Genomic DNA, 13,870 nt, shown 5'->3' with positions numbered 1-13,870 from the left:
GTTTTGCTTTGGAATAGCGAATATTTAAACCTATAAGCTTGATGTCCAATAGCCTTTCTTGTCAAAGTACTCCAAAATCAAAGCCTTGTTATAAAGGTGTTGTCTGTAGTAATGCTTCAAACAAATTTATAATAAAAGATAGAAACAAAAAACCTTTTCTATTTTATATCTTTGTCTAAATTCTATATGAGATGAGACTATTTATGTTTTTTAAAAGTAAAGCATTTTTTATATCCCTAATTGCTGCGATTGTTCTGCTAGTCATAGGAGCTTTTGGTGCTTTAAAGTGGTTGGATATTACAACAAAACACGGATATGAAATTACAGTACCCGATTTGAGAAAGTTAGATAGTGATCAAGCTTTACAGGTTTTGGAGAAAGCGAATCTGCGTATGGTGGTATTGGATACTTTAGAGTATTCTAAAGATATTCCACCTTTAACTATTTTAGAGCAAGATCCATCTGCGGGAAGTAAAGTAAAAGAAGAGAGAAAAATATATGTAAAAATTAATGCTTCTGGGTATGGTAAAGTTATAATGCCGTCTTTGGAACAGCTTACTTATAGACAGGCATTAGCTACTATTAAGGCACTAGGATTGAAAGAAGGCACGAAATCTTATACTACATTTATAGGTAAAGATGTGGTGTTAGGGGTTTCAATGAATGGGAATAAAGTAAAGGCAGGTGATAGAATTACAAAAGATTCGCGCATTGACTTTGTTTTAGGAGATGGTAAAGCAGCTTTGTCATCTGAAGAGTTGGACCAAGCTCCAGAAATAGAATAAATTTAGTTAAATGAAAGAAACTATGAGTTTTAATGAAGATATTGAAGAAGGTTTATTTGAACATTTTAGATTTGAAGCAGGTAAGGGACAAGCTCCTTTGCGAGTGGATAAGTTTTTAATGAACTTGATTGAGAATGCAACTCGAAATAAAATACAGCAGGCAGCTAGCAATGGGAATATCTTTGTTAATGAGATTCCAGTTAAGTCAAATCACAAAGTAAAGGCATCTGATATAGTACGTGTTTTGATGGAAGAACCACCTTTTGAGAATAAGATTATTCCAGAAAATATTCCACTTAATATTGTATATGAAGATGATACGCTGTTGGTTATAAATAAAGAACCTGGACTTGTAGTTCATCCTGGACATGGTAATTATACAGGTACTTTAGTGAACGCATTGGCATATCATTTTGAGAATCTACCTCTAAATAGTAGTGAACGTCCTGGATTAGTACATCGTATAGATAAAGATACTAGTGGATTGTTAGTTGTCGCTAAGACCGAATGGGCTATGGCTGAATTACAACGACAGTTTGCTGAAAAAACTACGGAACGAGAATATGTTGCATTGGTTTGGGGAAATGTTGTTGAAGAGGAGGGGATTATTGAGAGCTATATAGGTAGACATGTTAAAAATAGAATGCAAATGGCGACCTATGACGATGAGACTAAAGGGAAATGGGCAGTTACGCATTATAAAGTATTAGAGCGCTTAGGATATGTAACTCTTGTGTCTTGTAGATTAGAAACAGGACGTACTCATCAGATTCGTGTTCATATGAAGTCTATAGGACATACATTGTTTAATGATGAGCGCTATGGAGGGAATTTAATTTTGAAGGGAACTACTTTTACTAAGTATAAGCAATTTGTAGACAACTGTTTTCAAATGTTACCTCGTCAAGCTCTACATGCTAAAACATTGGGCTTCGAGCATCCAACTACTAAAGAATTCATGCGCTTTAATTCAGAAATACCTGCTGACTTACAACAAACCATTGATAAATGGAGAAGTTATGCAACTGCTTCTCATATAGAATTGGAGTAACGACTCTTTTTTATAAGGCTTTAGATGTTATAATAGTGTTTTTTTAAGAAGTTGTTAATTTATGCGTTAAAGTAATAAGGTACTTCGCATTTTATAAATAACTGTTTTTGTTGTGCAAATAAAAAAGAGTAATTTGCTGTCTTTTAGTAGAATTAAATGAAAGCGGCATTTTTAAAACATATTCAAGGTGAATTCCTTGAATTTCAGGATAGTAAATTATTGGTCGCTGTTAGTGGGGGTATTGATAGTATGGTTTTGTTACATCTATGCCATGCTTCAAATCTCAATATACAAGTTGCACATTGTAATTTTCATTTAAGAGGTGAAGACAGTAATGGGGACCAAGAGTTTGTAGAGACTTTCTGTTATAAACATGGAATAACTTGTTTTGTGCAAGAATTTGATACCGAAGACTATGCTTTAACTAAGAAAGTTTCTATTCAAATTGCTGCTCGTGAGTTGCGTTACCAATGGTTTAATGATTTACTAAACGAAAAGTCTTTAGATTATGTTCTGACAGCTCATCACTTAGATGATGCAATGGAAACATTTCTTATTAATTTTACTAGAGGTACAGGGATCGAAGGATTACTCGGTATTCCTGAAAAAAACAATAAAATACTACGACCACTTCTACCTTTCACAAGGGAGGAAATAGAACGCTATGCAAGCGTTGAGAGTATTGCTTGGCGAGAGGATAGAACCAATGCTGAGACTAAATATGTACGAAATAAAATTCGGAAAGATGTCTTGCCTATCCTTAAGTCTTTGAATACTAGTTTTTCACAGTCTTTTCAGAATACACTTCATTATTTAGAGGAAACCTCAGAGATGGCAAAAGATGCCTCTTCATTATATTTTAAAGAGGTAGTTTGTGTGGTTGGAAAAGAGTCTCACTTTTCTATTGTGAGGTTGAAAGAAATACCTAACTTTCGTGCTTATTTACATACTTGGCTTAAACCCTATGGCTTTAAAGCTTGGAAGGATATAGATGCTTTGATTGATGGTGAAACGGGTAAGATGATTTTTGGAATAGAGTTTGTGTTACTCAAGAACAGAGAATTTCTTATTTTAGCTCCAAAATCAAGTATAAACACAGATGAATCAGTATTCACTGTTGACAATTTACAATCTGTTAATTTACCGATAGGTCTAGAGTTTAAGGAAGTTGAGTCTTCAATGGAATTAGGTAAACAGCCCAATGTGATTTTTGTAGATAGTGAAAAGTTGGTTTTTCCACTTACACTTAGAAAATGGAAATCAGGAGATGTTTTTTATCCTATTGGAATGCATGGAAAGAAAAAACTGAGCAAGTATTTTAAGGATGAAAAGTACTCCCAGATAGAAAAAGAGAATACATGGCTATTGTGCTCCGAGAATCAAATTGTTTGGATTGTCGGAAGCCGAATGGATGAACGATTTAAAATAACTAATACAACAACCAAAATCTTAAAAATTAAATTAAACCAATGAAAAAATTAGCCTATTTGCTACTCTTCTTTACTACTATGGTATCGATGCAAGCGCAAATTATGAACCCTGCAAAGTGGAAATCGAAAATCGAGAAAAAGTCAGATACTGAATTTGTTATAACATTAGACGGTATTGTAGAAGACGATTGGCATATGTACTCTCAGTATACAGCTGAAGGAGGACCACTTCCTACGGAGTTTATTTATAATAATATTGAAGGAAATTATGAGTTAGTTGGAGCAGCAAAGGAAAGTGAAACTGCTACTCAATACAACGATGTTTTTGAAGTTGATGAAACTTATTTCGTTGGTCCTGTCCAATTAATTCAAGAAATAAAGATTTTAAATCCAGATGTAAAAACAATTCAAATGGAATTGGGTTATCAGGTTTGTAAAGATGTATGTATTAGCCAAAGTAATTTGTTTGAGTTTGATATCAAAAGTTTGACATCTAAGGAGGTTCAAAACTTTGAGGAAGCAGCTGTAACAGATAGTCAAGCTACGATTGCAGATAAGGATGGAGCAGTAGCTAAGACAGTTGCGCCTAAAAAAGAAGAGCAAAGAGGGTTAGTTACTATCTTTTTTATTGCTTTTCTTTCGGGATTTGCAGCTTTGTTAACACCTTGTGTGTTCCCAATGATTCCGATGACTGTGAGCTTTTTTACAAAACAAAGTAAAACAAGAGCTAAGGGAATAAAGAATGCTATTATATATGGATTCTCTATTATTCTTATTTATGTTGTTTTAGGTACAATTGTAACCGCTGTTTTTGGAGCAGACTCTTTAAATGCTTTGTCAACCAATGTTTGGTTTAATGTTATATTCTTCCTTTTGTTGGTAATATTTGCAGTTTCATTCTTAGGTGCTTTTGAAATTATGTTACCTAATTCATGGGCTAATAAAGTGGATTCACAAGCAGATAGAGGTGGAATTGTTGGAATTTTATTCATGGCATTAGCTTTAGCTATTGTGTCATTTTCTTGTACTGGTCCAATTGTTGGAACTTTACTAGTTGAAGCGGCTTCTAAGGGTGGAATTGCACCTATTGTTGGAATGTTAGGTTTCTCAACTGCTTTAGCTTTACCTTTTATGTTGTTTGCTATGTTCCCTGGATGGTTAAATACGATGCCTAAATCTGGAGGATGGTTAAATACAGTAAAAGTTTCTCTAGGTTTCTTAGAGTTGGCTCTTGCTTTTAAATTTTTATCAAATGCTGACTTAGTTTTACAAACACATTATTTAGAGCGTGAGATATTCTTAGCTATATGGATTGCTGTTTTTGGAGCTTGGGCATTTTACTTATTCGGTAAAATTAGATTACCACATGATAGTCCGTTAGAACATATTTCTGTTGGTCGATTGGGAATGGGATTGTTGGTGTTAACTTTTACCATCTATATGATTCCTGGACTATGGGGAGCACCTTTGAAAATTATTTCTGGTTTCCCTCCTCCAATGACTTATAGTGAAAGTCCTTATGGAGTTGGAAATTCTAAAGGAGGTGGTTCGACTAGTACTGAGATTTTGGCTGATGGTGCCGAATTAGGACCTCATGATATTATTGCATTTAAGGATTATGAAAAAGGGGTGGCTTATGCCAAATCGGTTAATAAACCTATTCTTTTGGATTTTACTGGCTATGCTTGTGTGAATTGTCGTAAAATGGAGGATTATGTTTGGTCTGATCCAGCTGTTTTAGCCATGTTGAAAAATGAATTTGTTTTAATTTCATTGTATGTGGATGACAAGAAAGAATTGCTTGAAAATGAGCAATATATTTCAGAAACTACAGGTAAAAAGGTGAAATCTGTTGGTAATAAATGGAGTGACTTTCAGATTACTCATTATCAAGCAAACGCACAACCTTACTATATTGTTTTAGATGAATCTGAAACACAAATGAATGCACCAATTGGTTATACACCAGATATTGATTCGTATAAACAATGGTTGCAAGAAGGAATTGATAACCATAAAAAATAATTAGTTATGTTTAAGAAAGTAATTTGTAGTGCACTCGTTTTGTTTTCCATAGCTACTATGGATGCTCAGGTTAAAACACCTCCAACGAGTTCGAAGTCTAAGATTGAAGAAGTAGTTGGCTTAACGAATATCACTATTGACTATTCAAGACCAAGTATGCGTGGACGTTCTGTATTTGGGGATTTAGTTCCTTACGGAAGAATGTGGAGAACTGGAGCTAATATGAATACTACAGTTACTTTCGCAGACGATGTAACTATTGCGGGAAAAGAACTTAAAAAAGGAAAGTATGCTTTGTATACAATTCCAAAAGCGACTTCTTGGGAGGTGATATTTTATTCTGATACTAATAACTGGGGTTTACCAGAAAAGTTTGATGAGTCAAAGGTTGCATTGAGAACTGATGTAAAATCTGTTTCTTCTGATCGAAAATATGAGACCTTTACTATTGCGCTTAACAATGTTGATATTGATGGTGTTGATATGGAATTGATTTGGGAAAAAACAATTGTTCCTATTCATATAGGTGTGCCGTCTGAGAAATTGGCATTGGCTAGTATAGAACAAACTTTTTCGGGACCTAAAGCGGTTGATTATTACGCAGCTTCTCAGTATTATTTTTTAATTAATAAAGAACTTTCTAAGGCTTTAAAATGGATTGATGCTGCTATTGAAAAAGAAGGTGCTTCTGCTCCTTTTTATTTTACTAGATTGAAATCTCAAATTCAGGCTAAGATGGGGGATAAGAAAGGTGCTATTGAGACAGCTAAAAAATCGCTAGAAATGGCAGAGAAAGCTAATAATTTAGATTATATTAAAATGAATAAGGATGCCATATTAGAGTGGTCCATTTAATTGATATTATAAGAACCGTTTCGAAAGAAGCGGTTTTTTTATTTCTAATTGTGACTGTTTTTATAGATGCTAGGTTAGTTGATAAATAGTGACTTTATATAGGGTATGGACTGTGCGAGATTTAGTAACTTTGTGTGAAATTTTACTACCTAATGAATTTGAGTAACGAAAGTATTGAGCCTGTATTTGCACTAGAAGGAAGACACTTTATTTTGTATAAACCGCACGGTTATATTAGTCAGTTTATATATGAGAAAAAACGCGCTAAAAAGAAGCTAGGTGAATTATTCGATTTCCCAGAGGGAACTATGGCGATAGGGCGTTTAGATGAGGATTCTGAAGGAGTATTACTTTTAACGACTAACGGATGGGCAAGTGAAGTGGTTCGAAGTGCTCATTATGAAAAGGAATATTATGTTCAATTGGACGGAATTGTAACTCAAGAAGCTATTGAAGAACTTTGTAATGGAGTAGAAATTGGTGTTAAAGGGACTATCTATAAAACGAAACCTTGTGAGGCTTCAATTTTGACAAGTCTCCCTGATTGGATTGGAGAGGGGAAGCGAATTCGAGATGAACGGCATGGACCTACAAGCTGGGTTCGAATTGTTTTGACGGAAGGTAAGTTTAGACAAGTTCGAAAGATGACTGCTAAAGTTGGCTTTCCTACTTTAAGATTGGTGCGTGTTCGAATTGGAATACACAGTATTAAGGAGCTAAAGGTTGGAGAAGTAAGAGAAATTGAATTGTATTAAAAAGGATGTATGAATAGCAAGGCTAGAGAGAATTATCAGTTTCAGAAAATTGTAGCGACTGTTGGAGTTTTATTATTCCTTGTCAAGATAGTTGCATGGTATCTCACCAATTCCATTGCTATATTAACGGATGCTTTAGAAAGTGTTATTAATGTTATTAGTGGTTTTGTTGGTCTATATAGTTTATATCTTTCTAGTTTACCTAGAGATAGGAACCATCCTTATGGACATGGAAAAGTCGAATTTATATCTGCTTCTTTAGAGGGGGCTCTGATTATTGTTGCTGGCTTGGTGATTATCTATGAGGCTATTAAAAACCTTTCATTGCCTTCTGAAATTCAGCAATTGGATTATGGTATTGTTTTAATTTCAATTACAGCTGTTGTAAATTATATATTGGGGCGATATGCTGTTCAAAAGGGAACTAAGAATAATTCGTTGGCATTAATTGCCAGTGGTAAGCATTTGCAATCTGATACTTATTCGACTATTGGTATTATCATTGGATTGGTATTGTTGTTTTTTACAGGTTATCAATGGTTGGATAGTGCTGTCGCTTTATTGTTTGCAGGTATAATTATTGTAACTGGATATAAAATAGTGCGTCGTGCTATTTCTGGAATTATGGATGAATCTGATGAACGCTTACTCCTAGAGGTGGTGGCTAATCTACAAGAGATTCGCCGTGATAATTGGATCGATTTACACAATCTTCGAATTATTAAGTATGGGAGTGTTTTGCATTTTGATTGTCATCTAACTTTGCCGTGGTATTTTACAATTGTTGAAGGACATCACGAGGTGGAAGCGCTTGAGAAGGCGATTAATGAGGGATTTGGCAGTGAATTAGAGCTCTTTGTTCATATGGATGATTGTAAGGAGTTTTCTTGTGCTATTTGTTCTAAAACTGATTGTCCTGTTCGCCAACATCCATTCGAAAAGCAAGTGGTTTGGAATATTGAAAATATCTCTAAAAATAAACGTCATAATTGTACGGACGAATTTAAGGAAGTGTAATTTTAAATCTGCGTTCGGTTGGTTCGAATACGATATGCTCGTCTTGAAAGAAGTTGTTGAAAATGTTTTGGTCTATCAAGTTTTGTGTAGTGCCTTGTATAGTGTAATCGTGTGTTAATGCTATGATTTCGTCACTTATTTGTAAGGCTAAATCCATATCATGCGTTGAAAATAGTATGGACTTGTCTTTTTCAATACACAGTTTTTTTAGTAAACGAAATAGACTTATTTTATGATATAAGTCTAAATGAGTGGAGGGTTCATCTAATATGATTATTGGAGTGTCCTGAGCAATCGCTCTTGCAATCAATACTTTTTGCATTTGACCATCACTCAGCGAATTTATAGCTTGGTCTTCGAGTTTTTTTATTTCAGTAAGTTCTATAGCTTCCTCAACTATATCCCAGTCTTTTGGGGTTAGTGTTCCTATCCAATTGGTGTAAGGTATTCTTCCAAGTGCAACCAATTCTCGAACTTTTAAATGGCTTTGGCTAATTTTTTCTGTAAACACAACACTTATTTCTTTGGATATATCTTCTTTGGAATAAGTGTTTAAGGCTTCTTGTTGTAGATTTATAGTACCACTCAAGACTGATTGCGCTCCAGATAAGGTTCTTAATAACGTTGATTTTCCAATTCCATTAATACCAATAAGTGAGATTAGACGACCTTTATTTAGTTGTAGATTTAAATTTTCTAAAACTATTTTTTCCTGGTTTTTGTGTCGGTAACCTATTTTTAAATCTTTTGTTTCTAGAATTGGGATTGACATTTTATTTAAATTTCTAATAGAGTTCTAAAATTACATTTTTTTCATCAATACAAAAAAGCCTAAAGAAGCCAATGCTATTAATACACCCGTAACTATCCAAAGTGTATTGAATCCATAGTTTTCTGCTATTGTAGTACTGAAAAGAGGCGAGAAAACATGAGCAATTGAAAAGGCTAATGCATTTAAAGCCATATAAGACCCTCTGTTTTCACTACTAGAACGGTTGACTCCGATGGTAGATGAAAAGGGCATTACTAGAATTTCTGAGATACATAGCAAAAACATAGAGACGTAGAGTATAGGGACACCTAAAGGGGCTATTAAGACAACAAAGGCTGCACCACAGAGTGCTGTTCCAAAGACCATGTTTTGACGTATGGTTAAATTGGCTTCTGCTAAATGGACTACGATCATTTCAAGTCCAAATACTATTAAACCGCTAAAGGCTAATATATAACCGATGTTGATTTCGTTTAATAAATGTACTTGTTTGTAAAAAATCGGTAATGAGTTGAACAATTGAAAAAAGCACGTAGCGTAAATAGTCAAGAAAAGCGTGAAGAATATATACTTTACATCTCTGTAAGCCGATTTGTTTGCTGGTTGTTGTGTTTTTACAGTAGCTTGATTTGTTAGTAAAGCATCATTTCCTTTTTTACCTCTGAAATAGAACAGAAAAACAATTCCCGCTAGACCAACCATCGTTCCATTTACGTAGAATAACAAGCTATAAGAATAACCTGCTAAGAAACCACCTAATGCTGGTCCTATTGAAAATCCTAGGTTTAATGCCATTCGATTTAAAGAGAAAGCACGTGTTAGGTTTTCTGGCTTAGCGTAATAAGACACGGATGCACTATTCGCTGGTCTAAAAATTTCGGTTATGAAACTCAATACAATAATGGCGGCGCATAGCGACTCGAAACTTGTAAAGAGGGGGAGCATAAAGAATACTGGAACAGATAGAAATAGACTTATACTTTGTGTGAGGTAATGACCTATTTTATCTGTAAGCCAACCTCCGCAAAGAGATCCCATAATAGCTCCAACACCAAAACAACTAAGTGCTATCCCAGCTTCTTTTAATTCGAAACCAAGTTTAGAGGTCATATAAACACCAAGGAAGGGGATTACCATAGCTCCGCTTCTATTGATAAGCATCACAAGAGCTAATATCCAAGTTGGTTGGGATAGTCCTCTATAGGAATCTAAGTAGGATTGCCAAAGTTTGTTCATTCTGAAAAAGGATTAAGGGATAATGCAAAAATACGGTAAAAATGCAACGTAGGCATGGCTGTTTTTGGAATTAAAATAATATCTAAGAATGATATCTGGAGTGCTAAACGAAGCAGGGGTAAAACTCTTATATTATTTAGAGTAAGATGTAATAATCTCATTATATTTGCTACTTGAATCATTCTATTAAAATAACAATGAAACCAAACACACAACAATTAACAGATTTAACAACGCAAGTAAGAAGGGATATCCTTAGAATGGTACATGCAGTAAATTCAGGTCATCCAGGAGGTTCTCTAGGTTGCGCTGAGTTTTTTGTGGCTTTGTATCAGAACATTATGGAGCGTAAAGAGAGTTTTGAAATGGACGGATTGAATGAAGATATCTTCTTTTTGTCTAATGGCCATATTTCTCCCGTTTTTTACAGTGTTTTAGCTAGAAGTGGGTATTTCCCGGTAAGCGAATTGGCAACTTTTAGAAAAATCAACACTCGTTTGCAAGGACATCCTACAACTCATGACCATTTACCAGGTATACGTATGGCTTCTGGGTCATTAGGACAAGGGTTATCTGTAGCATTGGGTGCAGCACAGGCTAAAAAATTAAATAAGGATTCGCATTTGGTTTATGTTTTACTTGGTGATGGTGAATTACAAGAAGGACAAAACTGGGAAGCTATGATGTATGCATCTGCTAAGAAAGTAGATAATCTTATTGCTACTGTTGATTTAAATGGAAAGCAAATAGATGGTTCAACAGATGAAGTTTTACACATGGGATCAATCAAAGCCAAGTTTGAAGCTTTTGGTTGGGATGTTTTAGACATTGAAAAAGGAAATGATATAGAATCGGTTGTTAATGGTTTAACAGAGGCAAAATCGAAAACAGGAAAAGGAAAACCAGTTTGTATTTTATTACATACTGAAATGGGGAATGGTGTTGATTATATGATGGGAACTCATGCTTGGCATGGTAAAGCTCCTAGTGATGCTCAATTAGAGGAAGCTTTGAATCAAAACGCCGAAACCTTAGGTGATTATTAATCCTTTTTAAACGAAAATGACAATGAAAAAATATATCAATACAGGTAGTAAAGATACACGTTCGGGATTTGGTGCTGGTTTAACTGAATTAGGACAAAAAAATGAGAATGTTGTTGCACTATGTGCAGACTTAATAGGTTCTTTAAAAATGGATGACTTTAAAAAGAATCATCCAGAGCGTTTTTTCCAAATTGGAATTGCAGAGGCTAATATGATTGGAATTGCAGCTGGTCTTACGATTGGTGGTAAAATTCCTTTTACTGGAACTTTTGCTAACTTTTCAACTGGAAGGGTTTATGATCAAATTAGACAGTCTGTTGCTTATTCAGAGAAAAACGTAAAAATATGTGCTTCTCATGCTGGTTTAACACTAGGTGAAGATGGTGCTACACATCAGATTTTAGAAGATTTAGGTTTAATGAAAATGTTGCCAGGAATGACTGTAATCAATACTTGTGACTACAATCAAACTAAGGCTGCAACATTGGCTATTGCTGATTTTGAAGGACCTGTTTACTTGAGATTTGGTCGTCCGGTTGTTCCTAATTTTACTCCTGAAAATGGAGAGTTTAAAATTGGAAAAGCGGTAATGCTTACGGAAGGTACCGATGTAACAATCGTTGCTACTGGGCATTTGGTTTGGGAAGCACTTCAGGCTGCTGAGGCTCTAGAGGCTAAAGGTATTTCTGCTGAGGTAATCAATATTCATACTATTAAACCTTTGGATGAAGAGGCTATTTTAAAATCTGTTGGTAAAACAGGTTGTATAGTTACTGCTGAAGAGCATAATTTCTTAGGTGGATTGGGTGAAAGTGTTTCAAGAGTTTTAGCTCTTCACAATCCATTACCGCAAGAATTCGTAGCAGTTGAAGATACTTTCGGAGAATCCGGTACTCCTGCTGAATTAATGGAAAAATACGGTTTGAATGCAGAGGCTATTATAGCTAAGGCTGAAAAAGTTATTGCTAGAAAATAATTCGTTTTCTATTTATATATGAAAGAGGTTATAACACACTGTTATAATCTCTTTTTTATTTTCGTAGTATTTTATCCATAGCTTTTCCTTTAGCTAATTCATCTATTAGCTTATCCATATATCGTGCTTTTCTTATCAAATCATCTTCGATATTTTCCACCCTATATCCACAAATAACCCCTGTTATCTTGTCGCTATTTGGATTTAGTAATGGTGCGTTCTTAAAAAAAGTTTCGAAATCACTTTTTTCTTCTATTTGTTTTTCGAGTCCTTTTTGATCATAACCTGTTAGCCATTTAATGACAATATCTACTTCTTCTTTAGTTCTTCCTTTTTTTTCTGCTTTTGCTATATATAGAGGATATACGCTTGAAAAAAGGATTTTATAAATTCTTTGTTGGTTCATGATCTATAAAGTTAGTTAGTACTATTTGTTTGTAAGAATAGCATCTGAAAATATTTAACACACTGTTTTATAGATGTGTATTTTAAATAGAGACTTAGATCCATAACAAATCTACGGATTTTAATGATTAAAATTATTTTGTTGGTTTGTGAATTCGTTGGTTTATTTTGTAATTGTGACCTCGAAGCACAATCTAAATTGTCTGGACTGTGATTTATAGAATTAAACGATTCTTTAGATTTTGAAGGGAGTATTAACCCTTTCGAATTTTCTTTCAATATTTAAATTTCATATAGTCTAACTACTTTTTACTTTGTTAGTTAGAAAAATTCGTGCTGCTAATCGAGTTATTGTTAACAGGAAAATATTCAGATATAGTCTTCATGTTTCAGCATTCACGTTTTAAAAATCTATATATCATTCAATGGGATAGTGTCAATTATTTTAGGACCAGGAGAATAATAAATATTCAGTGAAGATTTATCAAGATGGGGTTTAAGGCGCCTTGACCTAAAACGAAGCTGAGAAAAACAACCTATAAACACGAATGATCCAGCAAATTCGATTGGCGATTATCGAGAAAACAGCTTCAAGCTACATAATTAATTACTTGTTTTGTAGAGAGTTATAGAGTGTTGAAATTGTTGATGCATTAGGAGTTTGAACTTTTAAGTTTTATTGTAGGTGTGATATATTTTAGTTATCCGAAGTATCTCAGATTTCTAAAATAAAATGGTAAAAAGAAGTCTCAAAGTGAGTTTTTCTGTTGGTTAGCTGTTGGCTTCCTTCTAGTCAGCTTCAGTAAAACGCCTTTTTTTTCAATGAAACCTGAACATGACCTAAGCAACACCCTAGGGGGGGCAAATTAAGAATATTTAAAACCTTTGTTTTCGGTTTTCTAATAGGTTTTGATAGAGTAAAAGTGGTCAGAAGTAGTCATTTTAACCACATTTCAAAACGCGATTTGTTGTCCGCTATAATTTTGTTTTAGAATAAAACGAAAAAAGTATTTACATATAAAATCTGAAAATGTGTCTGACAAAAACTTACAAAATGGAACAGATGAATTGATTTTTACCCATTTTTTTTCATATCAAACATTAGGATTAGATAAGGATAAAGTGCGTAATGTCCACTCAAAGTCCACTTAAAGTCCACTCAAGGTCCACTCAAAGTCTATGAAATATATGGAGGTGTCTCGTCCTAGTATAGCTGTACAGTTATTGTTATTAATCCTGCTTATAACTGTACATGTAATTTAGTAGTCCTAAGATTGCTGTACATCTTCTTTTTTTAGTTGTTTTATCTTGTAATAGTTCTTCCATCTCTTGGTTAAAAAACCCTTTTCTAAATGAGCTTGGTTCGGGGTTAAATTGTCACAACTATTATGTGGTCTAAGACTATTATATGCCTCTATGTTATCCTTTAGTATCTGTTTTGTTTTTTGATATCCCAGATTTGAATAATTTAAATCAAATTCACCTTTTATGATTCCATTGACCCTCTCGGCTACAGC

Annotated in this window: 13 protein-coding genes; 9 read left to right on the top strand and 4 right to left on the bottom strand. The window is 34.2% G+C overall.

The window, feature by feature from the left end; translation table 11 throughout:
* Positions 1 to 191 precede the first annotated feature (191 nt).
* The 7 genes from BM024_RS12315 to BM024_RS12285 all read left to right on the top strand — a co-directional run bounded on the left by BM024_RS12315 (position 192) and on the right by BM024_RS12285 (position 7,918).
* Complete coding sequence (locus BM024_RS12315; RefSeq protein WP_090680898.1) at positions 192 to 785, top strand: PASTA domain-containing protein; 594 nt, start codon at positions 192 to 194, stop codon at positions 783 to 785.
* A gap of 10 nt (positions 786 to 795) precedes the next feature.
* Positions 796 to 1,836 carry an RluA family pseudouridine synthase gene (locus BM024_RS12310; protein WP_090680894.1) on the top strand — a complete coding sequence of 347 codons (1,041 nt, stop codon included), beginning with the start codon at positions 796 to 798 and terminating at the stop codon, positions 1,834 to 1,836.
* A gap of 156 nt (positions 1,837 to 1,992) precedes the next feature.
* Entirely contained in the window at positions 1,993 to 3,309 is a 1,317-nt protein-coding gene (gene tilS / locus BM024_RS12305) for a tRNA lysidine(34) synthetase TilS (protein ID WP_090680891.1), read from the top strand.
* Positions 3,306 to 5,291 (top strand): protein-disulfide reductase DsbD family protein, encoded by a 1,986-nt coding sequence (locus BM024_RS12300; RefSeq protein ID WP_090680890.1) that lies wholly within the window; start codon positions 3,306 to 3,308, stop codon positions 5,289 to 5,291. Before tilS ends, BM024_RS12300 begins: the two co-directional genes overlap by 4 nt.
* 6 nt (positions 5,292 to 5,297) lie before the next feature.
* On the top strand, positions 5,298 to 6,146 hold the full coding sequence (locus tag BM024_RS12295; protein ID WP_090680887.1) for a DUF2911 domain-containing protein: 849 nt from the start codon (positions 5,298 to 5,300) through the stop codon (positions 6,144 to 6,146).
* Between the two features lie 152 nt (positions 6,147 to 6,298).
* Entirely contained in the window at positions 6,299 to 6,901 is a 603-nt protein-coding gene (locus BM024_RS12290; RefSeq protein ID WP_090680885.1) for a pseudouridine synthase, read from the top strand.
* Between the two features lie 9 nt (positions 6,902 to 6,910).
* Positions 6,911 to 7,918: a cation diffusion facilitator family transporter gene (locus BM024_RS12285; RefSeq protein WP_090680882.1), complete on the top strand. Its 1,008-nt coding sequence runs from the start codon at positions 6,911 to 6,913 to the stop codon at positions 7,916 to 7,918.
* Here the strand turns inward: BM024_RS12285 and BM024_RS12280 are convergent.
* Both BM024_RS12280 and BM024_RS12275 read right to left on the bottom strand, forming a co-directional pair.
* Entirely contained in the window at positions 7,905 to 8,690 is a 786-nt protein-coding gene (locus tag BM024_RS12280; RefSeq protein ID WP_090680879.1) for an ABC transporter ATP-binding protein, read from the bottom strand. The genes BM024_RS12285 and BM024_RS12280 overlap by 14 nt on opposite strands.
* Positions 8,691 to 8,720: 30 nt before the next feature.
* Positions 8,721 to 9,926: an MFS transporter gene (locus BM024_RS12275; protein ID WP_090680877.1), complete on the bottom strand. Its 1,206-nt coding sequence runs from the start codon at positions 9,924 to 9,926 to the stop codon at positions 8,721 to 8,723.
* Between the two features lie 197 nt (positions 9,927 to 10,123).
* On the opposite strand from BM024_RS12275, the gene BM024_RS12270 reads away from it, so the two are divergent.
* A complete protein-coding gene (locus tag BM024_RS12270) occupies positions 10,124 to 10,972 on the top strand; it encodes a transketolase (RefSeq protein WP_090680874.1) in 849 nt (282 codons plus the stop codon).
* A 22-nt stretch (positions 10,973 to 10,994) separates the two neighbouring features.
* Positions 10,995 to 11,948, top strand: coding sequence for a transketolase family protein (locus tag BM024_RS12265; protein WP_090680871.1), 954 nt, complete (start codon positions 10,995 to 10,997; stop codon positions 11,946 to 11,948).
* Positions 11,949 to 12,003: 55 nt separating this feature from the next.
* Here BM024_RS12265 and BM024_RS12260 read toward each other — a convergent pair whose 3' ends face one another.
* Positions 12,004 to 12,354, bottom strand: coding sequence for a DUF2200 domain-containing protein (locus BM024_RS12260; protein WP_090680869.1), 351 nt, complete (start codon positions 12,352 to 12,354; stop codon positions 12,004 to 12,006).
* 1,267 nt (positions 12,355 to 13,621) lie between these two features.
* Positions 13,622 to 13,870: integrase core domain-containing protein (locus tag BM024_RS12255; RefSeq protein WP_143077752.1), on the bottom strand; the 249-nt coding region annotated here is incomplete at its 5' end.

The organism is Myroides guanonis (genome assembly GCF_900114085.1).
Lineage (GTDB): Bacteria > Bacteroidota > Bacteroidia > Flavobacteriales > Flavobacteriaceae > Flavobacterium > Flavobacterium guanonis.
This window is presented reverse-complemented; position numbering and strand designations above follow the sequence as displayed.